The following is a 24,069-nucleotide window of genomic DNA, read 5'->3' on the forward strand; positions in this document are numbered from 1 at the left end:
GCCGCATGGTTCCCGTAATCGCCCTGGTGGGCCGCCCCAACGTCGGCAAGTCCACCCTGTTCAACCGCCTGACCAAGACGCGCGACGCCATCGTCGCCGAGTACGCCGGCCTGACCCGCGACCGCCAGTACGGCGAGGCCAAGTGGCAGGGCAAGAAATTCATCGTCATCGATACCGGCGGTATCACCGGTGACGAGGAAGGCATCGACGCCAAGATGGCCGAGCAGTCGATGCAGGCGATCGAGGAAGCCGATGCGGTGCTGTTCATGGTCGACGCCCGCGCGGGCCTGACCGCTGCCGACGAAATGATCGCCGAACACCTGCGCAAGCGGAACAAGCGCTGCTACCTGGTGGCCAACAAGATCGACACCGTCGACCCGGACATCGCCCGCGCCGAGTTCAGCCCGCTGGGCCTGGGCGACGCCCTGACCATTGCCGCCGCCCACGGCCGTGGCATTACCCACATGCTGCAGACGGCCCTGGGCGAGATGTTCCAGCCCGAGCCCGAGGCGCCGGAAGACAACGACCTGCCGGACGAGCTGGAAGAGGTCGCCGAGGGCGAGGAAGCCAAGCGCATCCCCGGCCCGAGCGAGAAGGACGGCATCAAGATCGCCATCATCGGCCGCCCCAACGTCGGCAAGTCGACCCTGGTCAACCGGATGCTCGGCGAGGAGCGGGTGATCGTCTACGACCAGGCCGGCACCACCCGCGACAGCATCTACATCCCCTTCGAGCGCAACGAAGAGAAGTACACCCTGATCGACACCGCCGGCGTGCGCCGCCGCGGCAAGATCTTCGAGGCGGTGGAGAAGTTCTCGGTCGTGAAGACCCTGCAGGCCATCCAGGACGCCAACGTGGTGATCTTCGTGATGGACGCCCGCGAAGGCGTGGTCGAGCACGACCTCAACCTGCTCGGCTTCGTGCTGGAGACCGGCCGCGCGCTGGTCATCGCGCTGAACAAGTGGGACGGCATGGAGTCCGCCGAGCGCGACTACGTGAAGACCGAGCTGGAGCGCCGCCTGCTGTTCGTCGACTTCGCCGACATCCACTTCATCTCGGCGCTGCACGGCACCGGCGTCGGCCACCTGTACAAGTCGGTGCAGGAATCCTTCCGCTCCGCTGTGACCCGCTGGCCGACCAGCAAGCTGACGCAGATCCTCGAGGACGCGGTGCAGACGCACCAGCCGCCGATGGTCAACGGCCGCCGCATCAAGCTGCGCTACGCCCACCTGGGGGGCGCCAACCCGCCGCTGATCGTGGTCCACGGCAACCAGACCGAGGCGGTGCCCAAGGCCTATACCCGCTACCTGGAGAAGACCTACAGGCGCGTGCTCAAGCTGGTCGGCACGCCGATCCGCATCGAATACAAGGGCGGCGACAACCCCTTCGAAGGCAAGAAGACCCAGCTCACCGAGCGCCAGGTCAACAAGAAGCGCCGGCTGATGTCGCACCACAAGAAGGCCGAGAAGAAGAAGAAGGACAAAAAACGCTAGCGGCAGGCTTCAGGCCACGGGCTGCAGGCTATAAGCTTGGTTGCACCTCCCCGCAGCCTGAAGCTTGTCGCCTGTAGCCATGATCACCAGCAAACTGCCCAACGTCGGCACCACCATCTTCACCCGCATGTCGCAGCTCGCCGCCGAGTGCGGCGCGCTCAACCTGTCCCAGGGCTTCCCCGACTTCGACGGCCCCGTCGCCCTGCGTGAGGCCGTGGCCCGCCACGTCATGGCCGGGCACAACCAGTACTGCCCGATGACCGGCCTGCCGGCGCTGCGCGAGGAGGTGGCGGCCAAGGTCGCGGCCTTCTACGGGCGCAACGCCAGCGCCGACGCCGAGGTGACCATCACCCCCGGCGCCACCGAGGCGATCTTCTGCGCCGTGCAGGCGCTGATCCGCCCGGGCGACGAGGCCATCGTCCTCGACCCCTGCTACGACAGCTACGAACCCTCGGTGGAGCTGGCCGGCGGCCGCTGCGTCCACGTCGCCCTGAGCCTGCCGGACTTCCGCATCGACTGGCAGCGCCTGGCCGACGCCATCACCCCGCGTACCCGCCTGATTTTCCTCAACAGCCCACACAACCCCAGTGGCGCTCTGATCGACCGCGCCGACCTGGACCGCCTGGCGGCGCTGATCCGCGAGCGCGAGATCTACGTCATCAGCGACGAGGTCTACGAGCACCTGATCTACGACGGCGTGCAGCACGCCAGCGTGCTGGCCCACGACGAACTCTACGCCCGCGCCTTCGTGGTCAGCTCCTTCGGCAAGACCTACCACGTCACCGGCTGGAAGACCGGCTACGTGGTGGCGCCGCCGGCGCTGTCGGCGGAAATGCGCAAGATCCACCAGTACGTGAACTTCTGCGGCGTCACCCCGCTGCAGTGGGCGCTGGCCGACTTCATGGCCGCGCACCCGGAGCACCTGCGCGAGCTGCCGGGCTTCTACCAGGGCAAGCGCGACCTGTTCTGCGACCTGCTGGGGCGCTCGCGCTTCAGCTTCCAGCGCGCCGCCGGTACCTACTTCCAGGTGGTCGACTACTCGGCGATCCGCCCGGACCTCGACGACGTCGCCATGGCCGAGTGGCTGACCCGCGAGCATGGCGTGGCGGCCATCCCGGTGTCGGTGTTCTACCAGCAGGCCCCGGCGGACATGCGCCTGGTGCGCTTCTGCTTCGCCAAGAAAGAGGAGACGCTGCGCCAGGCGGCGGACAAGCTATGCGCGATCTGAGCCAACTACCCGACCTCAAGCTGGCCCTGGTGCAGACCACCCTGGCCTGGCACGACGCGCCGGCCAACCGCGCGCACTTCGACGCGCTGCTGGAACAGGCCCGCGGCGCCGACATCGTCATCCTCCCGGAGATGTTCACCACCGGCTTCTCCATGGACTCCGAGGCCCTGGCCGAGGCGGAGGAGGGCGAGACCTACGCCTGGCTGCGCCACCAGGCCGCGCGGCTGGACGCGGTGGTGACCGGCAGCGTCATCATCCGCACCGCCGACGGCAGCCACCGCAACCGCCTGCTCTGGGCCCGCCCGGACGGCGAAATCCTCCACTACGACAAGCGCCACCTGTTCCGCATGGCCGGCGAGCACAAGCACTACACCCCGGGCGAGCGCCAGGTGCTGCTGGAATGGAAGGGCTGGCGGGTGCGCCCGCTGGTCTGCTACGACCTGCGCTTCCCGGCCTGGAGCCGCGATGCCCAGGACACCGACCTGCTGCTCTACACCGCCAACTGGCCGGCCGCCCGGCGCCTGCACTGGAACCGCCTGCTGCCGGCCCGGGCCATCGAGAACCTGTGCTACGTGGCGGCGGTGAACCGCGTCGGCGAGGACGGCAAGGGCCACGCCTATGCCGGCGACAGCCAGGTGCTGGACTTCCAGGGCGAACCGCTGCTGGAAGCGGCCAACGGCGACGGCGTGTTCCACGCCAGCCTCTCGGCCCAGGCGCTGGCCGCCTACCGCGAACGCTTCCCGGCCTACCTCGACGCCGACCGCTTCGTCATCGAGCCCTGGATGGGACGCCTGTAGGCGCGGGCAGCGCAGGGCGAATAACCGTTCGCGGTTATCCGCCGCCGGCCGGAACGCCAGTGCCCGAGGATAACGGCGGATAACGCCGTAGGCGTTATGCGCCCTACGGGTGGAATGGCGCAGGCGTAGGGCGAATAACCGTTCGCGGTGATCCGCCGCCGGCCGGAACGCCAGTGCCCGAGGACAACGGCGGATAACGCCGTAGGCGTTATGCGCCCTACGGGTGGAATGGTGCAGGCGTAGGGCGAATAACCGTTCGCGGTTATCCGCCGCCGGCCGGAACACCGATGCCGGGGCCAATGGCGGATAACGCCAGGGGATGGCATGGCGTAGGAGCGGATCTTATCCGCGAATCGCGCCTTAACCTCCGGCCGCGATGGACTGTCAGGACGCCACCAGCAACCCCACGATACGCCGGTGCAGGTTGCCCAGCGGGGTGAAGTGCGCCGGGTCGATATGGTTGGAGTTCTGCTCCAACTGCACCAGGCGCATGCCGCCGGAGACCTGCCCGCGCAATTCCTCGTAGGCGGCGATGACTTCCTCCGCCAGGGCCCGGGCGTGCTCCGGCACCTGGTCCAGGCTGTAGCGCCGGACGCGGGCGTTGTCGTAGTAGCCGGCGGCCTCGCCCAGGTCGACGCCCAGCCAGGCGCCGGTATCGCGCAGCACCGCCTCGCCGAGGTCCTCGTGGAACACCGCCCTGACCGAGGGCAGGTTACGCAGGAAGCGGATGTACAGCGCCATCACCTGCAGGAAGCTCTTGAGCACCGTGTCGTGGCCGGCCGCCTCGTCGCCGTTCAGCTCGGCCAGGCCGCGGGTCGACATGAGCACGTCGATGGGGTTGCGGAAGGTGAAGACGTAGTGCGAGCGGTAGAAGTGCCGGCAATGGAATTCGAACAATTGCTGGCAGGTGCGCGCGGCCTCGTGGGGGTTGACCACGATCTTGCTGCCGACGTAGCGGTAGTGCCGGGCGAGGCGGGCCAGGTAGTGCTGCCAGGGGGCGTCCTGCTCGAACAGCGGCGGGCAGAAGCTGCTCTTGTTCTCCTGGTTGCCCCAGGACCTGTGCATGGCGTTGTAGCGCGCGGCGAAGTCCGGGGTGCCCGGGTCGTCCTGCAGCGCCGGTTCGCCGAGGAGGAAGATTTCCGGCGAGCTGTTCAGGGCGTTCTGGAATACGGTGGTACCGCTGCGTGCCGCGCCGATGACGAACAGGCCGCAGTCGTCCGGCGGCGCGATGCCGGGGGCCTCTGCCGTGGGTGATTCCTCGCGCTGTGGGTTGGGCTTGAGCACCTGCCAGAGGCGTTGCGGCGTGGACAGCATTCTCTGCTCCGTTTTTCTTCTTGTCGGGGACCCGCGCAGCAGAGAGTAAGGGCCCATGGGCGGCCGCGGCAAGCCTCCGCGGCCATCCCGGCGGGCGCCCTCAGTAGGCGCTCGCCGCATCCAGCCGGTGGATGTCCTCCTGGCTCAGCTGCAGCCGCGTCGCCGCGACCAGGTCCGGCAGCTGTTCGAGGCTGGAGGCGCTGGCGATGGGCGCGGTGATGCCGGGGCGGGCGATCAGCCAGGCCAGGGCCACCTGGGCCGGGGTGGCGTCGTATTCCTCGGCCACCTCGTCCAGGGCCACGAGGATGGTCACGCCGCGTTCGTTCAGGTAGCCCTTGACCTTGTCCGCCCGCGCCGGGCTCTTGTCCAGGTCGGCCTCGCTGCGGTACTTGCCGCTGAGGAAGCCGCCGGCCAGGCCGTAGTAGGGGATGACGCCGATGCCCAGCTCGCGCACCGTCGGTTCCAGGCGCGTTTCGTAGTCGGCGCGGTCGTAGAGGTTGTAGTTCGGCTGCAGGCTCTGGTAGCTGGGCAGGTGCAGGCGTTCGGCCACCTCGCGGGCCTCGCGCAGGCGCCGGCCGTCGTAGTTGGAGGCGCCTATGACGCGCACCTTGCCCTTCGCCACCAGTTCGGCGTAGGCGCCCAGGGTTTCCTCCAGGGAGGTGTGGGTGTCGTCGCAGTGGGACTGGTAGAGGTCGATGTAGTCGGTCTGCAGGCGCTGCAGCGAGCGCTCCACGGCCTGTTCGATATAGGCCGCGGAAAGGCCCTTGTGGCCATTGCCCATGTCCATGCCGACCTTGGTGGCGATGATCATCCTGCCGCGGTTGCCGCGCTGCTTCATCCACTTGCCGATGATGGCCTCGGATTCGCCGCCCTTGTGCCCGGGCACCCAGCGCGAGTACACGTCGGCGGTGTCGATGCAGTTCAGCCCGGCGTCCAGCAGGGCATCGAGCAGACGGAAGGAAGTCGCCTCGTCGGCGCTCCAGCCGAAGACGTTGCCGCCGAACACCAGCGGCGCAATGGCCAGCCCGGAGTGGCCCAGTTCGCGAGAGTTCACCTGTCACTTCTCCATACTGCGGTGTGGTTGAACCAGCATAGACCCTAGGAGACTGTTGACAGCCAAGTCTGACGTTGAGCATATTCGGTGCCTGATTCGCGCAACGGACTTCCCATGTTCGCCAACTTCGACCACTCGCTGCCGCTCCCGGGCTCCTTCGCCCCGGCCTGCGCGTGCGTCGCCGTTGCCAAGAAATCCAAGAAACAGTCGCTCATTTGACCGGGGCGCGCTGTCCCGTCAGATGGGCTGACAGGACAACCAGGCGCCAGGTCGATCTCTCCCCCGCTTGCATCCCGCACCCTCCCTGACGGCGACCAGACGGTCAGCCACAAGGAGTTTTTCGCATGTCTACGTTTCGTGGGATCTGGGTGGCCCTGGCCACGCCCTTCCGTGCCGGGGAAATCGATTTCGCCGCCCTGCAAGGCCTGGTGGGCCGGCTGCTGGAGGACGGCGTCGCCGGCTTCGTGGTCTGCGGCACCACCGGCGAGGCCGCCGCGCTCAGCCATGAGGAGCAGCTGGCGGTGCTCGACGCCGTGCTCCAGTGGGTGCCGCCGCAGCAGGTGATCATGGGCCTGGCCGGCAACAACCAACGCGAGCTGCTGGCCTTCCAGCAGGACGTCCAGCGTCGCCCCGTGGCCGGCCTGCTGGTGCCGGCGCCTTATTACATCCGCCCCTCGCAGCAGGGCCTGGAAGCGTTCTTCCAGGCGGTCGCCGACGCTGCCACCGTGCCGCTGGTGCTCTACGACATTCCCTACCGCACCGGCGTGCGCATCGAGCGCGAGACCCTGCGGCGCATCGTCCGCCATCCCCGCATCGCGGCGGTCAAGGATTGTGGCGGCGACCTCGAGACCACCCTGGCGCTGATCGCCGACGGCAACGTCGAAGTGCTGGCCGGCGAGGACCTGCAGATCTTCGCCAACCTGTGCCTGGGCGGTGCCGGGGCCATCTCCGCGTCCGCCCACGTGCGCGCCGACCTCTACGTGCGGATGCAGCGCCAGGCGGAGGCGGGCGACCTGGCCGGGGCGCGGGCGACCTTCCAGCGCCTGCTGCCGTGGATGCAGGCCGCCTTCGCCGAGCCCAACCCGGCGCCCGTGAAGGCCGCCCTGGCCTTGCAGGGGCTGATCGCCGACGAACTGCGCGAGCCCATGCAGCCTTGCTCGGCGGCCACGGTGGAACGCCTGCGCGGCGTGCTGGCGGCATTGGCCGACTAGGCGGGGGAGGGCCGCCGGTGGCGCTTTGCTCTATGATGGCGGCCTGTCTCACCGGGAATACGAAGATGTCCGACGAAACCCTCTACCTGCTGGACCAGCTCGAGCTGACCGACATGCTCGAACTGGACGGCCTGCACGCCTGGGAATTCAGCCTCGACGAGGACCTGCTGGACCGCGCCGAGATCGCCGCCGAAGCCGGCCAGGCCTTCGCCAGCGAAGACGTGGTGCTGCGCGTGGAAGCGGTCGACGGCCGCGACAAGCGGCGCTGGCAGTTCACCTACAACGAGGTGATGGAAGCGCAGTACGAGGCCAGCGACGATAGCTGGACGCTGCAGTCCGAGGGCAGCGAGCACCGCCTGCGCTGCCTGGGCGCGCTGAGCGCCAGCGGCGACGACGAATAGCATTTCCCTGGCTGGCCCGTTGGGCGCTTCCGGGCGATCGGTACCGCGCATGACCTGTAGTGTGCTGTAGTATGTTGCAGTGATACACACTACAGCCGAGGTGTTCCATGCCCGTAATGTCCCTGCGCCTGTCGGATGATCAGTCCGATACCCTCGCCAGGCTTGCCCAGGCGACCGGCCGCAGCAAGAACTTCCTTGCCGCCCAGGCACTGGACGAATACCTTGCCCGGGAGGCCTGGCAGATCGGCGAAATCCAGCAGGCCATCGTAGAAGCCGATGCCGGCGACTTCGCCAGTGAGGCAGAAGTCGAAGCGGTTCTGAACAAGTGGACGCGCAATGCAGGTTGAGTGGCTGCGCAAAGCGCTGCAGAACCTCGACGACGAAGCCGCCCATCTCGCTCAGCACAATCCGGCCGCCGCACGTGACTTCGTCGCTGCGGTGTTCGACGACATCGAACAACTGGCTCTCCATCCTGCGATAGGGCGCGAGGGCCGGGTGCCCGGTACCCGCGAATGGCCTATGCCCGGCCACCCCTACCTGATCCCCTATCGCGTTCGCGGCGGACGATTGCAAATCCTGCGCATCTTCCACACCCGGCGCCTGCCTCCCGAGCGCTGGTAGCCTTCGGCACGAAAAAGGGGCCCAAAGGCCCCTTTTTCACATCACCGGCACTCAGGCGGCTTTCGCCTGGCCCAGGGTCACGGCGCGGTTCAGCGCGCTGAACAGGGCGCGGAAGCTGGCGGTGGTGATGTTCTCGTCGATGCCGATGCCGTGCAGCGAGCGGCCGCCTTCCACGCGCAGCTCGATGTAGGCCGCCGCGCGGGCGTTGGTGCCGGCGCCGATGGCGTGCTCGTTGTAATCCATGATCTCGACCTCCACCGGAAGCGCGGCGACCAGGGCTTCCAGGGTGCCCTTGCCCTTGCCGTGCCAGCGGTGCTGCTCGCCCTTGTGCACCACGTCGATGTCGATGGCGCAGATGCCGTTCTCTTCCTGCAGACGGTAGTTCTTCAGGGCGAACGGCGACACCGCTTGCAGGTACTCGCTCTGCAGCAGGCCGTAGATCTGCTCGGCGGTCATTTCCAGGCCGAGACGGTCGGTCTCGTTCTGCACCACCTGGCTGAACTCGATCTGCATGCGGCGCGGCAGGCTGATGCCGTATTCCTGCTCGAGCAGGAAGGTGATGCCGCCCTTGCCCGACTGGCTGTTGACGCGGATGACCGCCTCGTAGCTGCGGCCGATGTCGGCCGGGTCGATCGGCAGGTAGGGCACTTCCCACACGGCGTCGTCCTTCTGCTGGGCGAAGCCCTTGCGGATGGCGTCCTGGTGGGAGCCGGAGAAGGCGGTGTGGACCAGGTCGCCGACGTATGGGTGGCGCGGGTGCACCGGGATCTGGTTGCACTCTTCCACCACCTTGCGCACGGCGTCGATGTCGGAGAAGTCCAACCCCGGGTTGACGCCCTGGGTGTACATGTTCAGCGCCATGGTCACCAGGCAGAGGTTGCCGGTGCGCTCGCCGTTGCCGAACAGGCAGCCTTCGACACGGTCGGCGCCGGCCATCAGCGCCAGTTCCGAGGCGGCCACGCCGGTGCCGCGGTCGTTGTGGGTGTGCAGGCTGATGATCACGCTGTCGCGCTTGTCGATGTGGCGGCCGAACCACTCGATCTGGTCGGCGTAGTTGTTCGGCGTGGCGCACTCGATGGTGGCCGGCAGGTTGAGGATCAGGCGGTTGGCCGGGGTCGGCTGGAACACGTCGATCACCGCGTTGCACACCTCGACGGCGAAGTCGGTCTCGGTGGAGCTGAAGACTTCCGGCGAGTACTCGAAGCCCCACTGGGTCTCGGGTGCGGCGGCGGCCAGGCGCTTGATGGTCTTGCCGGCGGCGATGGCGATCTGCTTGACGCCTTCCTTGTCCTGGTTGAAGACGATCTTGCGGAAGCTCGGCGCGCAGGCGTTGTAGTAGTGCACGATGGCGCGCTTGGCGCCCTTCAGCGACTCGAAGGTGCGCTCGATGAGGTCGTCGCGGGCCTGGGTCAGCACCTGGATGGTGACGTCATCGGGAATGTGGCCACCCTCGATCAGCTCGCGGACGAAGTCGAAGTCGGTCTGCGAGGCGGACGGGAAGCCCACTTCGATTTCCTTCAGGCCCACCTGCACCAGGCACTTGAAGAAGCGCATCTTCTTCTCGGCGTCCATCGGCTCGATCAGCGACTGGTTGCCGTCGCGCAGGTCAGTGCTCAGCCAGATCGGCGCCTGGTCGATGATCTTGTCCGGCCAGGTGCGGTCGGGCAGGGTGATCGGGGTGAAGGGGCGGTATTTCTTCGACGGGTCTTTGAGCATGGTCATGGGCGGAATCCTTGTTCTTCCGGGCCAGCGGCGGCCCTGCGCGGTAGAAAGATGAAGAGGTGAAGCCGGGAAACGGATTCAGCCACGCAGTCGCGGGCTGACCAGGCGCAGGCAGGCGTGTTGGCGAAGCAGGATGAGGGTGTGTGCGGTTTTCATAGCGCCCACCCTAGTGCGCTTTGGGGGTTGATGGCAAGCATTGTGAGAAAATTGGTAGAAATCGTCGATCAATAAAACTAAACGAGATTTTATGCTCGTATGTGAGCTTTATTGCGCAAGGAATTGCGAGGCGGTTTTTCTGCTTTACTCTCCGATGCGTCTCCATGCCGCACAGCATTGAGCCATCGGCGAATTGCGCCCGCCGGCCCGGCAGGGTAAAACGCCGCCAATCGATTCGGGGACTTCCAGTGACAGGTCGCAGACGGCGAGGCACAGGACAAGGCACGGGCATCTGGCTGGCGCTGTTCGCCATGCTGATGATCCACCTCGGCCCGCTGCTGTCGCAGTCCATGCCCATGGACCACCCCATGCCGGCCATGGCCGGCATGGAAGACATGGCCTGCTCCGAACAGATGCGCGGCGGCCACCACGGGGCCGATGCCGCGCAGCAGGGCTTCTCCGCCGACCACTTCATGGAGAAGTGCGGCTACTGCGGCCTGCTGCTCCACAGCCCGGCGCTGGAAACCCCGCGCCTGGCGCTCTCCGCCGACCTGCCCGGGGCCGCCCCGGCGCCCCAGGTCGTCATCGAACAAGCCATCCCGCCTTCGCCGATCTTCCCCGGCGCCCGTTCGCGCGCGCCGCCGTCCATGACCGCCTGACCTTTCTTTCGCCGTAGCCAGCGCAAGCGCCATCGCGCAGGGGAACCTTCCTCCGCGCGCGTCCGCCGTGCCTGGCCAGAAGAACATCGTCATCGATCATGGAAAACCGCATGTCCAGAACCTTCCTGCGCGGGCGCGTTCGCCCGGCACGCCTGCGCACCCTTTGCGCACTGACCGCCCTCGGCGGCATCGTCGGCCTGACCCCGTCCGTACGCGCCGATGAGGCCGACGACCCGCACGCCGGCCATCAAGCCATCGAACTGCAGCCCAGCGTCATCACCGCGGTGGCGCAGAGCTCGCCGCTGACCGTGGTCACCGACCCGAAGCAGGCGCGCCAGCCGATCCCGGCCAGCGACGGCGCCGACTACCTGAAGACCATCCCCGGCTTCTCCGCCATCCGCAACGGCGGCACCAATGGCGACCCGGTATTGCGCGGCATGTTCGGCTCGCGGCTGAACATCCTCACCAACGGCGGCGTCATGCTCGGCGCCTGCCCGGCACGGATGGACGCCCCCACCTCCTATATCTCCCCGGAGACCTACGACCGGCTCACCGTGGTCAAGGGCCCGGAAACCGTGATCTGGGGCCCCGGCGCCTCGGCCGGGACCATCCGCTTCGACCGTGATCCGGAGCGCTTCGGCGAGCTGGGCACGCGGATAAACGGCAGCCTGGTGGCCGGCTCCAACGGCCGCTTCGACCGCGTGCTGGACGCCGCCGCCGGCGGCCCCGAAGGCTACCTGCGCTTCACCGGCAACCGCTCGCAGTCCGACGACTACGAGGACGGTGGCGGCAACACCGTGCCCTCGCGCTGGAACAAGTGGAACGGCGACGTCGCCCTGGGCTGGACGCCGGACGCCGACACCCTGGTCGAGCTGACCGCCGGCAAGGGCGACGGCGAGGCGCGCTACGCCGGGCGCGGCATGGATGGCTCGCAGTTCAAGCGCGAGAGCCTCGGCCTGCGCTTCGAGAAGTCCAACCTCGGCGGGGTGCTCGACAAGCTGGAGGCGCAGGTCTACTACAACTACGCCGACCACGTGATGGACAACTACAGCCTGCGCACCCCCTCGGGCACCGGCATGATGGCCGGGCCCATGGCTTCCAACGTCGACCGCCGCACCCTCGGCGGGCGCCTGGCGGCGACCTGGCGCTGGGACGACTTCAAGCTGATCTCCGGCGTCGACGCCCAGAGCAGCGAGCACCGCCAGCGCAGCGCCATGGGCATCGGCGCCTACGACGAGGTGCCGTGGAACAAGGATGCGGCCTTCCACAACTACGGCGCCTTCGGTGAGCTGACCTGGTACGCCGCCGAGCGCGACCGGGTGATCGGCGGCGCGCGCCTGGACCGCGCCTCGGCCAAGGACTACCGGCAGACCCTCGGCTCGGGGATGATGACGCGGCCCAACCCGACCGCCGACGACACCCGCGCCGATACCCTGCCCAGCGGCTTCCTGCGCTACGAGCACGACCTGGCGGGTTCGCCCACCACCCTCTATGCCGGCCTCGGCCACGCGCAGCGCTTCCCCGACTATTGGGAGCTGTTTTCCCCGAACATGGGGCCGGCCGGCTCGGCCAACGCCTTCGACGCCATCAAGCCGGAGAAGACCACCCAGCTCGACTTCGGCGCCCAGTACGAGGGCGAGAAGCTCAAGGCCTGGGCTTCGGGCTACGTCGGCGAGATCCGCGACTACATCCTCTTCACCTACCGCAGCGGCGGCATGATGGGTTCAACGTCCCAGGCGACCAACGTGGACGCACGCATCATGGGCGGTGAAGTGGGCGCGGCCTACCAGCTGACGCCGAACTGGAAGACCGACGCGACCCTGGCCTACGCCTGGGGCAAGAACACCACGGACGACCGCGCGTTGCCGCAGATGCCGCCGCTGGAAAGCCGCCTGGGCCTGACCTACGAGCAGGGCGACTGGAGCGCCGGGGCGCTGTGGCGCCTGGTGGCGAAGCAGGGGCGGGTGGCCGAGGGGCAGGGCAACGTGGTCGGCCAGGACTTCGACGAGAGCGCCGGCTTCGGCGTCTTCTCGCTCAACGCCGCGTACCGCGTGAACAAGCACTTCAAGGTCAGCACCGGCGTCGACAACCTGTTCGACAAGGACTACGCCGAGCACCTCAACCTCGCCGGCAACGCCGGCTTCGGCTACCCGGCGGACGATCCCCAGGCGATCCGCGAGCCGGGCCGTACGTTCTGGACCAAGGTGGACTTCAGCTTCTGAGCACCGCCGGCTTGAGTGGGGGCGCGAAGCGGCTATGCTGCCCGTGCCCTCGACGTTGCCGCCCGGCGTTGTGCCGGGAGGCCCATGAGATCGTTAGGAGTTCCAACATGCGCAAGACCCTCCTGGCCCTGGCGGCCATGCTGTCCTTCTCCACCCCGCTGCTGGCCCACGAATACAAGGCCGGCGACCTCGACGTCGAGCACCCCTGGTCGCTGCTGCTGCCGGCCAACTCGGAGAACGGCGCGGCCTATTTCGTCGTGCACAACCACGGCAAGGCGGCCGACCGCCTGCTCGGCGCCGACACCGAGCGTGCGGCCAGCGCCGAGGTCCACGAGCACCAGATGAAGGACGGCATGATGAAGATGCAGAAGGTCGAGGGCGTGGACATTCCCGCCGGCGGCACCGTCACCTTCGCCCCCGGCCACTACCACCTGATGCTGCTTGGCCTGAAGAAGCCGCTGGCCGACGGCGAGCGCTTCCCGCTGACCCTGCACTTCCAGCAGGCCGGCGACCTCAAGGTGGAGGTCGAGGTGCAGAAGCAGGCACCCGAGGGCGGTGACCACGGCATGTCCGGCCACGATATGTCGGGCCATGACATGCCCGGGATGAAGATGAACTGACCGTCCGGCCGGCCGTGTGCCGGCCTTTCCCCAGGGTGGGAAAATGGAACGGGACCGATTCCGGCCCGAGCAGCGGCCATCCGTGTGGCCGGGAGGTGAGCATGGGCACTGTCCGCAGCGCCGCCATGGTGGCGGCTGCCGTTCTGCTGGCCGCCTGCAGCCAGTCCGGGCTGCGCAACGACCAGTTGCCCCTCGACCAGCACCTGGAACGTCTCGGCTACCGGCAGGGCGAGGCGGTGAAGTCGATCCCGGTGTGGGAAACCCAGGGCTGGGAATACCTCGACAAGGGCCACATCGTCCTCGGCCAGGCGCCCGGCCGGCGCTACCTGGTGGCCTTCTCCTCGCCCTGCGACAACCTGTCGTTCAGCAACCGCCTGAACATCAGCAGCACGGTGGGGGCGGTGACCAAGCTCGACCGCATTCTCTCGTACGACTCGACCGGCATCCCCGAGCCTTGCCTGATCGGCGAGCTCTACCGCCTGGAGCGTGTTTCCACCCGCGCGGAATGAGCCTCAGGGCTTGAAGGCGCCGATGAATATCGCCGGGTCGACGCGGGCGTCGTTGAGGCTGACGTTCCAGTGCATGTGCGGCCCGGTGGCCCGGCCGGTGGCGCCCACGCGGCCGACCACGCCGCCGCGCGGCACCTGGTCGCCGAGCTTCACGTCGATCTTCGACATGTGGCAGAACATGCTGATGAAGCCCTGGCCATGGTCGACGAACACGGTGTTGCCGTTGAAGAAGTAGTTGCCGATCAGGATCACCTTGCCCGCCGCCGGGGCCTTGATCGGCGTGCCGGCGGGCACCGCGAAGTCCAGCCCGGAATGCGGGTTGCGCTCCTCGCCGTTGAAGAAGCGGCGCAGGCCGAAGGGGCTGGACAGCGGGCCGTTCACCGGCTTGTCCAGCACCAGGTTGCTCGGCGTGCCGGGGCTGAAGCTGCGGTAGGCGGCGGTCTGCTCGGCCAGTTCGCGGTTGATGCGCTTGAGGTCCTCGGGCAGCGGGTTGACCTGGCGGGTGTTCTTCAGGGTGATGCGCTGTTCGCGGTAGTGCTTGGCGCCGACCTGGAAGGCCAGGCTGCGGCTGGCGCCGGCCTGCTTCACCTGGATCTGCTGCGTACCCGGCTTGACGCTCAGCGGGATGCCGACCACGGCGATCCAGTCGCGGCCTTCCTCGCGCACCACCAGCACCGGCTTGCCCTGGTAGCTGGCGCTCGGCGCCGGCCCCGCGCTGCCCAGCTGGACCACGGCGACGCCGCCGGGCACCGGCTTGTTCAGGGTTCGGCTGATGAAGCCCTCGGCATGGGCGGGCAGGGCGAGCAGGGCGGCGAACAGCAGGCAGAAGACGCGGAACATGGGCTTTCCGTAAATCCGGTAAAGCCGGCAGTCTACATGGCACGAACCTGGGGCGTATAACCGTTCGCGGTGATTCATCCGGTGTGCCAGCGCCTGTAGGAACAATGTCCATTGGGTTCCCGCATTCGCGGGAATGGCGAGGATGGTGGTTCGTAGGGCGCATAACGCCCAGGCGTTATCCGCCGCGGCCGTCGGGCACCGGCATTCCGGCCAACGGCGGATAACCGCGAACGGTTATTCGCCCTACGGTCGAGCACGGACGTAGGAGCGGACTCCGTCCGCGATTCCTCCGGCAGGGCCGGCGCCCGGTCGGGCATGGCGATAGGTGCGTGGTTCGCACGTGGAGCCGCCTGGGCGTGAGGTCAGGCGGCGGATAACGCCTGGGGCGTTATGCGCCCTACGCCCTGATTAGCCAGGCTCGCGCCTACGAAGAGCCAGGGAAGCTGTGCAACTGCTGGCGCCACAGCGCTTCCAGCGGCTGCACCTGGGCTGGGCCGTAGAGCGCCGCTTGCTCGCCGCGGTGCCAGGCCCACAGCTGGTCGCCGTAGTCGTAGTGCCACCATTCGCTGGACAGGTTGCTGAAGCCGGCCTCGCGCATCACGTTGAACAGCAGCCGGCGGCGGTCGCGGATGGCGCGGCCGTGGTCGTCGCTCGCGTCTTCGTAATGGCGGGTATAGGAACGCGGGGTGGCCTCGTCGAACAGGCTGCCCATGTCCAGCCAGCGGCCGTCGCGGTCGCACAGGGTGATGTCGACGGCGCCGCCGGTCAGGTGCGGGCTCGGCGCTTCGGCGCGGGTGCTGGGCGGGGCGACGAACTCGCGGGTGCGCCGCGTCAGCTCCTCGGGCGCAGCGTCCGGTTCATGCTGGCGGAGGATTTCGTAGAGGGTGTCATAAAGATGCTGCTGTACTGCGAACGGCCGCCAGGCGTCCAGCACCACCAGGCGCAGGCCGTCGGGCAGCAGCCGCGCCGCCCGCAGCAGGCGCTCGAACACCCCGGCGCGGGCGTGGCATTCGGCCGGGGCGTTGGGGACGCCCAGGCGGTGGTAGGCCGGCCAGACCAGGAAGCCCTGGCTGGTGCCGAGGGCCTCCAGGGGCTCGCCGCATTCGACGATGGGCATGCGGAAGGCCGCGGCCCAGTCCGGTTCCGGCGCTTCGGGGATGGCGGCGAGCAGGTCGGTCACGGCGGTCAGTCCAGCAGCGAGAGGGTTACCGGGGCCTGGTGGTTGTCTTCCACGCGCACCTCCAGCTGGCCTTCGCCCAGTTTCGCGGTCAGGCGCTGGCCGGGCTGGGCCTGGGCGGCGCGGCGGATGGCCTGGCCGCGCTCGTCGAGGAGGATGCTGTAGCCGCGCCCGAGGGTGGCCAGCGGGCTGACGATGTGCAGGCTCTGGGCCAGGCCGTCGAGGCGCTGGCGGCGCTCGCGGAGGATCGCCCGGGTGGCGTGGGGCAGGCGCGCGGCCAGGCTGTCGAGCTTCTGCCGCAGCAGCGCCAGGGCGCGGCCCGGGTGCTGCGCCTGCAGGCGCGTCTGCAGGCGGCCGATACGCTCCTGGCGCACCTGCAGCTGGCGCTCGAAGGCGCGGCGCAGGCGCATGTCCAGGTCATCCAGGCGCTGGGCCTGCTGGCGCAGGCGCTCGCCGGGGTGGCGCAGGCGCCGGGCGGTGCCTTCCAGGCGCAGGCGCTCGCGGGTCAGGCGGTCCTGGATGCGCAGGATCAACCGCCGGCGCAGGCTGTCCAGGCGCTGCTGCAGGTCGCCGGCGTGGGGCGCCAGCAGCTCGGCGGCGGCCGAGGGCGTGGGGGCGCGGACGTCGGCGACGAAATCGCTGATGGATACGTCGGTCTCGTGGCCCACGGCGCTCACCACCGGGGTGGCGCAGGCGGCGATGGCGCGGGCCACGGCTTCCTCGTTGAAGCACCAGAGGTCTTCCAGCGAGCCGCCGCCGCGGGCCAGGATGATGGCGTCGAAGCCGCGCGCGTCGGCCAGCTGCAGGGCGCGGACGATCTGCGCGGTGGCCTCGCGGCCCTGCACCGCGGTGGGCACCAGGGTCAGCCGGACCTGGGGCGCGCGGCGGCGGAACACGCTGATGATGTCGCGGATCACCGCGCCGGTGGGCGAGCTGACGATGCCGATGCGCTGCGGGTGGGCCGGCAGCGGCCGCTTGCGTTCGGCGGCGAACAGGCCCTCGGCGGCGAGCTTCTGCTTCAGCGCTTCGAAGGCCAGGCGCAGGGCGCCGTCACCGGCCGGCTCGACCGCGTCGGCGATCAGTTGGTAGTCGCCGCGACCCTCGAACAGCGAGACCTTGCCTCGCACCTTGACCGCCAGGCCGTCGCGCAGGGCCTGGCGCACCCGCAGGGCGTGCTGGCGGAACAGCGCGCAGCGCACCTGGGCGTTGCCGTCCTTCAGGGTGAAATAGATGTGCCCGGAGGCGGGGCGGGCGAGGTTGGAGATCTCGCCTTCCACCCACACCTGCGGGAACACGTCCTCCAGGAGCTGGCGGGCGCGCTGGTTGAGCTGGCTGACGGTCAGCACCTCGCGGTCGAGGCCCAGCCGTTGGAAAGGGTCATTGAACATGGCGCTGGATGATAAGCCCGGGGCCTTGCCGAGGGCCAGCGCGAAACCCGCGAATCCAGCGCTCGGGCGCGTTGAGCCCGAGCGTGAAGCTGGGGTATAATGCCGCGCTTCCATTTTCCCGTGTGGGAGCCCTCGCCATGCTGCGCATCAGCCAAGAAGCCCTGACGTTCGACGACGTCCTCCTCATCCCCGGTTACTCCGAGGTCCTGCCCAAGGACGTGAGTCTGAAGACTCGCCTGACCCGGGGCATCGAACTGAACATCCCGCTGGTGTCCGCCGCCATGGATACCGTGACCGAATCCCGCCTGGCCATCGCCATGGCGCAGGAAGGCGGTATCGGCATCATCCACAAGAACATGGGCATCGAGCAGCAGGCTGCCGAAGTGCGCAAGGTCAAGAAGCACGAGACCGCCATCGTTCGTGACCCGGTCACCGTGACCCCCTCGACCAAGATCATCGAGCTGCTGCAGATCGCCCGCGAGTACGGCTTCTCCGGCTTCCCGGTGGTGGAAGAGGGCGAGCTGGTGGGCATCGTCACCGGCCGCGACCTGCGCGTGAAGCCGAACGTCGGCGACAGCGTGGCGGCGATCATGACGCCCAAGGACAAGCTGATCACCGCCCGCGAAGGCACCGCCCTGGAGGAGATCAAGGCCAAGCTGTACGAGAACCGCATCGAGAAGATGCTGGTGGTCGACGAGCAGTTCCGCCTCACCGGCCTGGTCACCTTCCGTGACATCGAGAAAGCCAAGACCTACCCGCTGGCGTCCAAGGACGAGCAGGGCCGCCTGCGCGTCGGCGCCGCCGTCGGCACCGGCGCCGATACCGGCGAGCGCGTCGCCGCGCTGGTCGCCGCCGGCGTCGACGTGGTGGTGGTGGACACCGCCCACGGCCACTCCAAGGGTGTGATCGACCGCGTGCGCTGGGTGAAGGAAACCTTCCCGCAGGTCCAGGTGATCGGCGGCAACATCGCCACCGGCGAAGCCGCCAAGGCCCTGGCTGACGCCGGCGCCGACGCGGTCAAGGTCGGCATCGGCCCGGGCTCCATCTGCACCACCCGCATCGTCGCCGGTGTCGGCGTACCGCAGATCTCGGCCATCGCCAACGTCGCCGCCGCCCTCGAGGGCACCGGCGTCCCGCTGATCGCCGACGGCGGCATCCGCTTCTCCGGCGACCTGGCCAAGGCCATGGTGGCTGGCGCCTACTGCGTGATGATGGGCTCCATGTTCGCCGGCACCGAAGAGGCCCCGGGCGAGATCGAGCTGTTCCAGGGCCGCTCCTACAAGTCCTACCGCGGCATGGGCTCCCTGGGCGCCATGGCCGGCGCCACCGGTTCCTCCGACCGCTACTTCCAGGACGCCTCCGCCGGCGCCGAGAAGCTGGTCCCCGAGGGCATCGAAGGCCGCGTCCCCTACAAGGGCCAGCTGACCGCCATCGTCCACCAGCTGATGGGTGGCCTGCGCGCCGCCATGGGCTACACCGGCAGCGCCGACATCCAGGACATGCGCACCCGGCCGCAGTTCGTGCGGATCACCGGCGCCGGCATGGCCGAGTCCCACGTGCACGACGTGCAGATCACCAAGGAAGCGCCGAACTATAGGGTGGGCTGAAGCCCACTGGCGACAGGCTGCAGGCGGCAGGCTACAGGCAAAGGGCCCGTAGCCGCCGCGCAGCCCCTTCACAACCTGCAGCCTGCAGCCTGAAGCCTGCAGCTGCCTCGCAGAGGCATCCATGTCCCAAGACATTCACGCTCACCGGATCCTGATCCTCGACTTCGGTTCCCAGTACACCCAGCTGATCGCCCGCCGCGTGCGCGAGATCGGCGTGTACTGCGAAATCCACCCGTTCGACATGAGCGACGATGAGGTTCGTGCCTTCGCTCCGCGCGGCATCATCCTGGCCGGCGGCCCGGAGTCGGTGCACGAGCTGGACAGCCCGCGCGCGCCCAAGGCGGTGTTCGACCTGAACGTGCCGCTGTTCGGCATCTGCTACGGCATGCAGACCATGGCCGAACAGCTGGGCGGCAAGGTGCAAGGTTCGGACCTGCGCGAGTTCGGCTATGCCCGCGTCGACGTGGTCGGCAAGGCGCGCCTGCTGGACGGCATCGAGGACCACGTCGATGAAGACGGCGTGCTCGGCCTCGACGTGTGGATGAGCCACGGCGACAAGGTCACCGACATTCCCGAGGGCTTCCACATCCTCGCCAGCACCCCGAGCTGCCCGATCGCCGCCATGGCCGACGACGCCCGCGGCTACTACGGCGTGCAGTTCCACCCGGAAGTGACCCACACCAAGCAGGGCGGCCGCATCCTCTCGCGCTTCGTGCTGGACATCTGTGGCTGCGCGGCCCTGTGGACGCCGTCGAACATCGTCAACGACGCCATCGCCACCGTCCGCGCCCAGGTGGGCAACGCCAAGGTGCTGCTGGGCCTGTCCGGCGGCGTCGACTCCTCGGTGGTCGCGGCCCTGCTGCACAAGGCCATCGGCGACCAGCTGACCTGCGTGTTCGTCGACAACGGCCTGCTGCGCCTGCACGAGGGCGACCAGGTGATGGCCATGTTCGCCGAGAACATGGGCGTCAAGGTGATCCGCGCCAACGCCGAAGACAAGTTCCTCGGCCGCCTGGCCGGCGTCGCCGACCCGGAAGAGAAGCGCAAGATCATCGGCCGCACCTTCATCGAAGTCTTCGATGAGGAAGCCACCAGGCTGCAGGATGTGAAGTTCCTCGCCCAGGGCACCATCTACCCCGACGTGATCGAGTCGGCCGGCGCCAAGACCGGCAAGGCCCACGTGATCAAGTCGCACCACAACGTCGGCGGCCTGCCCGAAGACATGCAGTTCGAACTGGTCGAGCCGCTGCGCGAGCTGTTCAAGGACGAAGTGCGCAAGATCGGCCTGGAGCTGGGCCTGCCCTACGACATGGTCTACCGCCACCCGTTCCCCGGCCCGGGCCTGGGCGTGCGCATCCTCGGCGAAGTGAAGAAGGAATACGCCGACCTGCTGCGCCGCGCCGACCACATCTTCATCGAGGAGCTGCGCAACTTCGACTGGTACCACAAGACCAGTCAGGCCTTCGTGGTGTTCCAGCCGGTGAAATCCGTCGGCGTGGTCGGCGACGGCCGCCGCTACGCCTGGGTCGTGGCCCTGCGCGCGGTGGAGACCATCGACTTCATGACCGCCCGCTGGGCGCACCTGCCCTACGAGCTGCTGGAGAAGGTCAGCAACCGCATCATCAACGAGATCGAAGGCATCTCCCGCGTCACCTACGACGTGTCGAGCAAGCCGCCGGCGACCATCGAGTGGGAGTGATCCCCGCGATCCGGCGCCGCTGAACGCGGCGCCGGCAGCCGGAAGACGGGGCGGTCGTGGTCATCCACGCCGCCCCGTCGTCGTTTCAGCGGCCGACGAAGTTCGCCTCGCGGCGTTCGAGGAAGGAGGCCACGCCTTCCTTGACGTCCTCGCTGCCCATCAGCGGCTGCAGGTCCGGCAGCAGGCGGCGGGCGGCTTCCGCTTCGCCTTCGGCCAGGGCCAGGCGGGCGCTGGCCAGGGTGGCGCGTACGCCCAGGGGCGCTTGGCGGGCGATGCGTTCGGCGATGGCCAGGGCCGCGGCGAATTCCTCGCCGGGGGCCGTGACTTCCTGGACCAGGCCCATGCGGTGGGCTTCCCGGGCGCTGAATTCGTCGCCGGTGAGCAGGTAGCGCATGCTGTTGCCCCAGCCGATGTTCTGCACGAAGCGGATGGTCGCCCCGCCCACGGCATAGATGCCGCGCTTGACCTCGATCTGGCCGAAGCGGGCATCTTCCGCGGCTACGCGCACGTCGGCGGCCAGCATCAGTTCCAGGGCGGCGGTGAAGCAGACGCCGCGGGCGGCGACCACGATCGGCTTGGCCACCCGCCGCGCCGGGTCCAGGCCGAAGGGGTCGCAAGCGCCAGGGGGAAGGTCGGGGAAGCGGCCGCTGGCGAACTGCGGGCCCCACTTGTCCAGCTCCAGGCCGGCGCAGAAGTGCTGGCCCTCGCCATAGAGCAGGCCGCAGCGCAGTTCGTCGTTGCGCTGCAGCTCGCCGTAGGCCTCGGCCAGCGCCAGGTACAGCTCCACGTCCATGGCGTTGTACTTCTCCGGGCGGTTCAGCCCGATGCAGAGCACATGGCCCTTGCGTTCCACCTTCAGTTTCTGGCTCATGCCTCGTCTCTCTCGTCGTCAATGGCGGTGTGCCGCCGTGGAAGCGAAGTTATCCAGATAGCCTTCCGCGGCGCCGCTGTCCATGTCTGTCAGGCATTTGCTGAGGCTGCCCGGGATGCGACATCGCGCGCCGTCTTCGCGCTCGCCTTGCCACCGGGAAAATGAGAAAATCTTGCATTTGCGAGATACCCGCAGGGGTTGGGGGAGACATGAGCTTTACCCGCAGACAGGTACTGGGCGGCATCGCCGGCCTCGCCGTGGTCGGCCTCGGCGCCGGCGGCGCGCGCCTCTGGCTGGCGCGCCCGCAGGTGACCGCGGAGCACGACTATGAACTGATCGCCGCGCCCATGGACCTGGAGCTGGTGCCCGGGCACAAGACGCCGGCGCTGCTCTATGGCAACCGCTTCCCCGGCTTCGAGATCCGTGCCCGCCAGGGCGACTGGCTGCGCGTGCGCTTCACCAACAAGCTGGACGAGCCGACCACCATCCACTGGCACGGTATCCGCCTGCCGATCGAGATGGACGGCGTGCCCTACATCTCGCAGCCGCCGGTGCAACCGGGGCAGAGCTTCGTCTATCTGTTCAAGACCCCCGACGCCGGCAGCTACTGGTACCACCCGCACCTGATGAGCAGCGAGCAGCTGGGCCGCGGCCTGGTCGGCCCGCTGATCATCGACGAGCGCGAGCCCACCGGCTTCACCCGGGAGAAGATCCTCTGCCTGAAGACCTGGCACGTGGACGAGCAGGGCGCCTTCACCGCCTTCAGCGTGCCGCGCGAGGCCGCCCGCGAGGGCACCCGCGGCAGCCTGTCGACCATCAACGGCGAGCACGTGCCGGTGATCGAGCTGCCCGCCGGCCAGGTGACCCGCGTGCGCATCCTCAACATCGACAACACCGTGACCTACCGCCTCAACCTGCCGGGCAGCGAGGCGAAGATCTACGCCATCGACGGCCACCCGGTGGAGCCGCGGGACCTCGACGAGCAATACTGGATCGGCCCGGGCATGCGCCTGGAGCTGGCGATCCGCGGCCCGGCCGAGGGCCAGGAGCTGTCCCTGCGCGACGGCGTGGTGCGCCTGGGCACGGTGCGCGGCGTGGCGCCGGTGCAGGGCGGTTCCGCCGAGTGGCCGCCGGCGCTGCCGCACAACCCGGTGAGCGAGCCGGACCTGGACAAGGCCGAGACCATCGACTTCAAGTTCGAGTGGGTGGGCGCCATGACCGACTACTCCAAGGGCCAGGACACCCCCTCGCTGTGGCAGATCAACGGCGTGGCCTGGCAGGGCGGCGAGGAGCACAAGCACAACGCGCCGCCGCTGGCCAAGCTGGAGCTGGGCAAGAGCTACATCTTCACCCTGCGCAACCTGACGCAGTACCAGCACCCCATCCACCTGCACGGCATGGCTTTCAAGGTGCTGGCGTCCAACCGCCGGAAGATCATCCCGTACTACAGTGATACCTACCTGCTGGGCAAGAACGAGAGCGCGAAGGTGGCGCTGGTGGCGGACAACCCCGGCCTGTGGATGTTCCACTGCCACGTCATCGACCATATGGAGACCGGCCTGATGGGCACCATCGCCGTGGGTGACGCCTGGTGCGGCTGACCAACAGCAAGGGCCACCCGACGGTGAAGGGGCTGGCCCCGGTGGTCGACCGTAGCCGCGACCGCGAATTCATGCGCGAGGCCATGGCCCTGGCCGAGCAGGGCGCGGCCCTGGGCGAGGTGCCGGTGGGCGCGGTGCTGGTGCTGGAAGGGCAAATTATTGGGCGCGGCTTCAACCAGCCGATCACCGCCCATGATCCCAGCGCCCACGCCGAGATGGTCGCCATTCGCGAGGCCGCGGCGGCGGCTGGCAACTACCGCCTGCCCGGCAGCACCCTCTACGTCACCCTGGAACCCTGCAGCATGTGCGCCGGCCTGCTGGTGCACGCGCGCATCCAGCGCCTGGTCTACGCCGCCACCGAGCCCAAGTCGGGGGTGGTGGTCAGCCGCGGCGAGTTCTTCGCCCAGGACTTCCTCAACCACAAGGTGCTGGTGGAAGGCGGGGTGCTGGCGGAGGAGTGCGGTGCGATGCTCTCGGCCTTCTTCAAGGCAAGGCGCAAGGGGTAGGGCGCGGCGTCCTGCGAGAGGATTGCCGCCGGAGAGGTCGGTGCGGTCGGTGGGCTGATCGCGGACGGAGTCCTACGGTCCCAGGAAGCACGGTCGTAGGAGCGGACTCTGTCCGCGATCGGATTCGCAGGCCACGCCGGGCGCCCCGGTGGCACGGCCAACGGCGGATAACCGCGAACGGTTATGCGCCCTACGCACTGTCTATTGGCGAAGGTGTGAGGATGACGCCGGCCTTTCCTCCTGCAGAGGACAGCCCCCTCTCCCGCTTGCGGGAGAGGGTTGGGGAGAGGGCGCTCTTGAGCCCACCGCCCACGTCACCGGGAAACGTTATCCGCCGTTTTCAACGACGGACGATCGCGGACAGAGTCCGCTC

At 68.4% G+C, this 24,069-nt stretch carries 22 protein-coding genes; 15 read left to right on the forward strand and 7 right to left on the reverse strand.

Annotated features, from left to right (window positions below; all coding sequences use genetic code 11):
- Nucleotides 1–5: 5 nt before the first annotated feature.
- From der to VV867_RS04065, 3 genes are all read left to right on the forward strand, one after another.
- Nucleotides 6–1,493 carry a ribosome biogenesis GTPase Der gene (gene der / locus VV867_RS04055; RefSeq protein ID WP_089389499.1) on the forward strand — a complete coding sequence of 496 codons (1,488 nt, stop codon included), beginning with the start codon at nucleotides 6–8 and terminating at the stop codon, nucleotides 1,491–1,493.
- A gap of 79 nt (nucleotides 1,494–1,572) precedes the next feature.
- Complete coding sequence (locus tag VV867_RS04060) at nucleotides 1,573–2,721, forward strand: pyridoxal phosphate-dependent aminotransferase (RefSeq protein WP_328565684.1); 1,149 nt, start codon at nucleotides 1,573–1,575, stop codon at nucleotides 2,719–2,721.
- Nucleotides 2,709–3,518: an amidohydrolase gene (locus VV867_RS04065; protein WP_328565685.1), complete on the forward strand. Its 810-nt coding sequence runs from the start codon at nucleotides 2,709–2,711 to the stop codon at nucleotides 3,516–3,518. The genes VV867_RS04060 and VV867_RS04065 overlap by 13 nt, the downstream gene beginning before the upstream one ends.
- Before the next feature lie 384 nt (nucleotides 3,519–3,902).
- Here VV867_RS04065 and VV867_RS04070 read toward each other — a convergent pair whose 3' ends face one another.
- Together VV867_RS04070 and VV867_RS04075 are read right to left on the reverse strand one after the other, a co-directional pair.
- A complete protein-coding gene (locus VV867_RS04070) occupies nucleotides 3,903–4,832 on the reverse strand; it encodes a sulfotransferase (protein ID WP_328565686.1) in 930 nt (309 codons plus the stop codon).
- 100 nt (nucleotides 4,833–4,932) lie between these two features.
- Nucleotides 4,933–5,886: an aldo/keto reductase gene (locus VV867_RS04075; RefSeq protein ID WP_109933700.1), complete on the reverse strand. Its 954-nt coding sequence runs from the start codon at nucleotides 5,884–5,886 to the stop codon at nucleotides 4,933–4,935.
- Between the two features lie 344 nt (nucleotides 5,887–6,230).
- Here VV867_RS04075 and dapA point away from each other — a divergent pair, with 344 nt between their 5' ends.
- The 4 genes from dapA (at nucleotide 6,231) to VV867_RS04095 (ending at nucleotide 8,119) form a co-directional block, all read left to right on the forward strand.
- Nucleotides 6,231–7,097: a 4-hydroxy-tetrahydrodipicolinate synthase gene (gene dapA / locus VV867_RS04080; protein ID WP_328565687.1), complete on the forward strand. Its 867-nt coding sequence runs from the start codon at nucleotides 6,231–6,233 to the stop codon at nucleotides 7,095–7,097.
- Nucleotides 7,098–7,162: 65 nt separating this feature from the next.
- On the forward strand, nucleotides 7,163–7,498 hold the full coding sequence (locus VV867_RS04085) for a DUF5629 family protein (RefSeq protein WP_089389492.1): 336 nt from the start codon (nucleotides 7,163–7,165) through the stop codon (nucleotides 7,496–7,498).
- Between the two features lie 107 nt (nucleotides 7,499–7,605).
- Entirely contained in the window at nucleotides 7,606–7,845 is a 240-nt protein-coding gene (locus VV867_RS04090; protein WP_089389491.1) for a CopG family ribbon-helix-helix protein, read from the forward strand.
- On the forward strand, nucleotides 7,835–8,119 hold the full coding sequence (locus tag VV867_RS04095) for a type II toxin-antitoxin system RelE/ParE family toxin (RefSeq protein ID WP_089389490.1): 285 nt from the start codon (nucleotides 7,835–7,837) through the stop codon (nucleotides 8,117–8,119). The genes VV867_RS04090 and VV867_RS04095 overlap by 11 nt, the downstream gene beginning before the upstream one ends.
- A gap of 51 nt (nucleotides 8,120–8,170) precedes the next feature.
- Here the strand turns inward: VV867_RS04095 and leuA are convergent, their stop codons facing one another.
- Nucleotides 8,171–9,841 (reverse strand): 2-isopropylmalate synthase, encoded by a 1,671-nt coding sequence (gene leuA, locus VV867_RS04100; protein WP_109933703.1) that lies wholly within the window; start codon nucleotides 9,839–9,841, stop codon nucleotides 8,171–8,173.
- Nucleotides 9,842–10,245: 404 nt separating this feature from the next.
- On the opposite strand from leuA, the gene VV867_RS04105 reads away from it, so the two are divergent.
- The 4 genes from VV867_RS04105 (at nucleotide 10,246) to VV867_RS04120 (ending at nucleotide 14,007) form a co-directional block, all read left to right on the forward strand.
- Complete coding sequence (locus tag VV867_RS04105) at nucleotides 10,246–10,656, forward strand: DUF2946 domain-containing protein (RefSeq protein WP_256595841.1); 411 nt, start codon at nucleotides 10,246–10,248, stop codon at nucleotides 10,654–10,656.
- Between the two features lie 98 nt (nucleotides 10,657–10,754).
- A complete protein-coding gene (locus VV867_RS04110; protein WP_442965000.1) occupies nucleotides 10,755–12,878 on the forward strand; it encodes a TonB-dependent copper receptor in 2,124 nt (707 codons plus the stop codon).
- Between the two features lie 107 nt (nucleotides 12,879–12,985).
- On the forward strand, nucleotides 12,986–13,498 hold the full coding sequence (locus VV867_RS04115) for a copper chaperone PCu(A)C (protein ID WP_109933705.1): 513 nt from the start codon (nucleotides 12,986–12,988) through the stop codon (nucleotides 13,496–13,498).
- Nucleotides 13,499–13,599: 101 nt separating this feature from the next.
- Nucleotides 13,600–14,007, forward strand: a complete 408-nt coding sequence (locus VV867_RS04120) for a DUF6491 family protein (protein WP_109933706.1) — start codon at nucleotides 13,600–13,602, stop codon at nucleotides 14,005–14,007.
- A gap of 3 nt (nucleotides 14,008–14,010) precedes the next feature.
- Here the strand turns inward: VV867_RS04120 and VV867_RS04125 are convergent, their stop codons facing one another.
- The 3 genes from VV867_RS04125 to xseA form a co-directional block, all read right to left on the reverse strand.
- Nucleotides 14,011–14,847 carry a peptidoglycan DD-metalloendopeptidase family protein gene (locus VV867_RS04125; RefSeq protein ID WP_328565689.1) on the reverse strand — a complete coding sequence of 279 codons (837 nt, stop codon included), beginning with the start codon at nucleotides 14,845–14,847 and terminating at the stop codon, nucleotides 14,011–14,013.
- Between the two features lie 424 nt (nucleotides 14,848–15,271).
- A complete protein-coding gene (locus VV867_RS04130) occupies nucleotides 15,272–16,027 on the reverse strand; it encodes a M15 family metallopeptidase (protein WP_328565690.1) in 756 nt (251 codons plus the stop codon).
- A gap of 5 nt (nucleotides 16,028–16,032) precedes the next feature.
- On the reverse strand, nucleotides 16,033–17,412 hold the full coding sequence (gene xseA, locus VV867_RS04135; RefSeq protein WP_328565691.1) for an exodeoxyribonuclease VII large subunit: 1,380 nt from the start codon (nucleotides 17,410–17,412) through the stop codon (nucleotides 16,033–16,035).
- Nucleotides 17,413–17,549: 137 nt separating this feature from the next.
- Between xseA and guaB the strand changes: the two genes are divergently transcribed.
- The gene (guaB, locus tag VV867_RS04140) at nucleotides 17,550–19,019 is read left to right on the forward strand and encodes an IMP dehydrogenase (protein ID WP_109934199.1); all 1,470 of its coding nucleotides are present in this window, start codon (nucleotides 17,550–17,552) and stop codon (nucleotides 19,017–19,019) included.
- Nucleotides 19,020–19,140: 121 nt separating this feature from the next.
- On the forward strand, nucleotides 19,141–20,718 hold the full coding sequence (gene guaA / locus VV867_RS04145) for a glutamine-hydrolyzing GMP synthase (RefSeq protein ID WP_109934200.1): 1,578 nt from the start codon (nucleotides 19,141–19,143) through the stop codon (nucleotides 20,716–20,718).
- An 85-nt stretch (nucleotides 20,719–20,803) separates the two neighbouring features.
- On the opposite strand, the gene VV867_RS04150 is transcribed toward guaA, so the two are convergent.
- Nucleotides 20,804–21,589: a crotonase/enoyl-CoA hydratase family protein gene (locus VV867_RS04150; RefSeq protein WP_328565692.1), complete on the reverse strand. Its 786-nt coding sequence runs from the start codon at nucleotides 21,587–21,589 to the stop codon at nucleotides 20,804–20,806.
- A gap of 209 nt (nucleotides 21,590–21,798) precedes the next feature.
- Here VV867_RS04150 and VV867_RS04155 point away from each other — a divergent pair, with 209 nt between their 5' ends.
- Entirely contained in the window at nucleotides 21,799–23,190 is a 1,392-nt protein-coding gene (locus VV867_RS04155; RefSeq protein WP_275628856.1) for a multicopper oxidase family protein, read from the forward strand.
- Complete coding sequence (gene tadA, locus VV867_RS04160; protein WP_328565752.1) at nucleotides 23,178–23,696, forward strand: tRNA adenosine(34) deaminase TadA; 519 nt, start codon at nucleotides 23,178–23,180, stop codon at nucleotides 23,694–23,696. The genes VV867_RS04155 and tadA overlap by 13 nt, the downstream gene beginning before the upstream one ends.
- Nucleotides 23,697–24,069 lie beyond the last annotated feature (373 nt).

The sequence above is a fragment of the Pseudomonas sp. JH-2 genome (assembly GCF_036231725.1).
GTDB classification, from domain to species: domain Bacteria; phylum Pseudomonadota; class Gammaproteobacteria; order Pseudomonadales; family Pseudomonadaceae; genus Pseudomonas; species Pseudomonas delhiensis.

Excerpts from the sequence above, each read along its gene's own strand:
- VV867_RS04120 (WP_109933706.1), top strand. The coding sequence starts at position 13,600 with ATGGGCACTGTCCGCAGCGCCGCCATGGTGGCGGCTGCCGTTCTGCTG.
- leuA (WP_109933703.1), bottom strand. The coding sequence starts at position 9,841 with ATGACCATGCTCAAAGACCCGTCGAAGAAATACCGCCCCTTCACCCCG.
- der (WP_089389499.1), top strand. The coding sequence starts at position 6 with ATGGTTCCCGTAATCGCCCTGGTGGGCCGCCCCAACGTCGGCAAGTCC.
- xseA (WP_328565691.1), bottom strand. The coding sequence starts at position 17,412 with ATGTTCAATGACCCTTTCCAACGGCTGGGCCTCGACCGCGAGGTGCTG.
- guaA (WP_109934200.1), top strand. The coding sequence starts at position 19,141 with ATGTCCCAAGACATTCACGCTCACCGGATCCTGATCCTCGACTTCGGT.
- VV867_RS04070 (WP_328565686.1), bottom strand. The coding sequence starts at position 4,832 with ATGCTGTCCACGCCGCAACGCCTCTGGCAGGTGCTCAAGCCCAACCCA.
- VV867_RS04155 (WP_275628856.1), top strand. The coding sequence starts at position 21,799 with ATGAGCTTTACCCGCAGACAGGTACTGGGCGGCATCGCCGGCCTCGCC.
- VV867_RS04125 (WP_328565689.1), bottom strand. The coding sequence starts at position 14,847 with ATGTTCCGCGTCTTCTGCCTGCTGTTCGCCGCCCTGCTCGCCCTGCCC.
- VV867_RS04060 (WP_328565684.1), top strand. The coding sequence starts at position 1,573 with ATGATCACCAGCAAACTGCCCAACGTCGGCACCACCATCTTCACCCGC.
- guaB (WP_109934199.1), top strand. The coding sequence starts at position 17,550 with ATGCTGCGCATCAGCCAAGAAGCCCTGACGTTCGACGACGTCCTCCTC.
- VV867_RS04115 (WP_109933705.1), top strand. The coding sequence starts at position 12,986 with ATGCGCAAGACCCTCCTGGCCCTGGCGGCCATGCTGTCCTTCTCCACC.
- VV867_RS04095 (WP_089389490.1), top strand. The coding sequence starts at position 7,835 with ATGCAGGTTGAGTGGCTGCGCAAAGCGCTGCAGAACCTCGACGACGAA.
- VV867_RS04065 (WP_328565685.1), top strand. The coding sequence starts at position 2,709 with ATGCGCGATCTGAGCCAACTACCCGACCTCAAGCTGGCCCTGGTGCAG.
- VV867_RS04090 (WP_089389491.1), top strand. The coding sequence starts at position 7,606 with ATGCCCGTAATGTCCCTGCGCCTGTCGGATGATCAGTCCGATACCCTC.
- dapA (WP_328565687.1), top strand. The coding sequence starts at position 6,231 with ATGTCTACGTTTCGTGGGATCTGGGTGGCCCTGGCCACGCCCTTCCGT.
- VV867_RS04150 (WP_328565692.1), bottom strand. The coding sequence starts at position 21,589 with ATGAGCCAGAAACTGAAGGTGGAACGCAAGGGCCATGTGCTCTGCATC.
- VV867_RS04110 (WP_442965000.1), top strand. The coding sequence starts at position 10,755 with ATGGAAAACCGCATGTCCAGAACCTTCCTGCGCGGGCGCGTTCGCCCG.
- VV867_RS04085 (WP_089389492.1), top strand. The coding sequence starts at position 7,163 with ATGTCCGACGAAACCCTCTACCTGCTGGACCAGCTCGAGCTGACCGAC.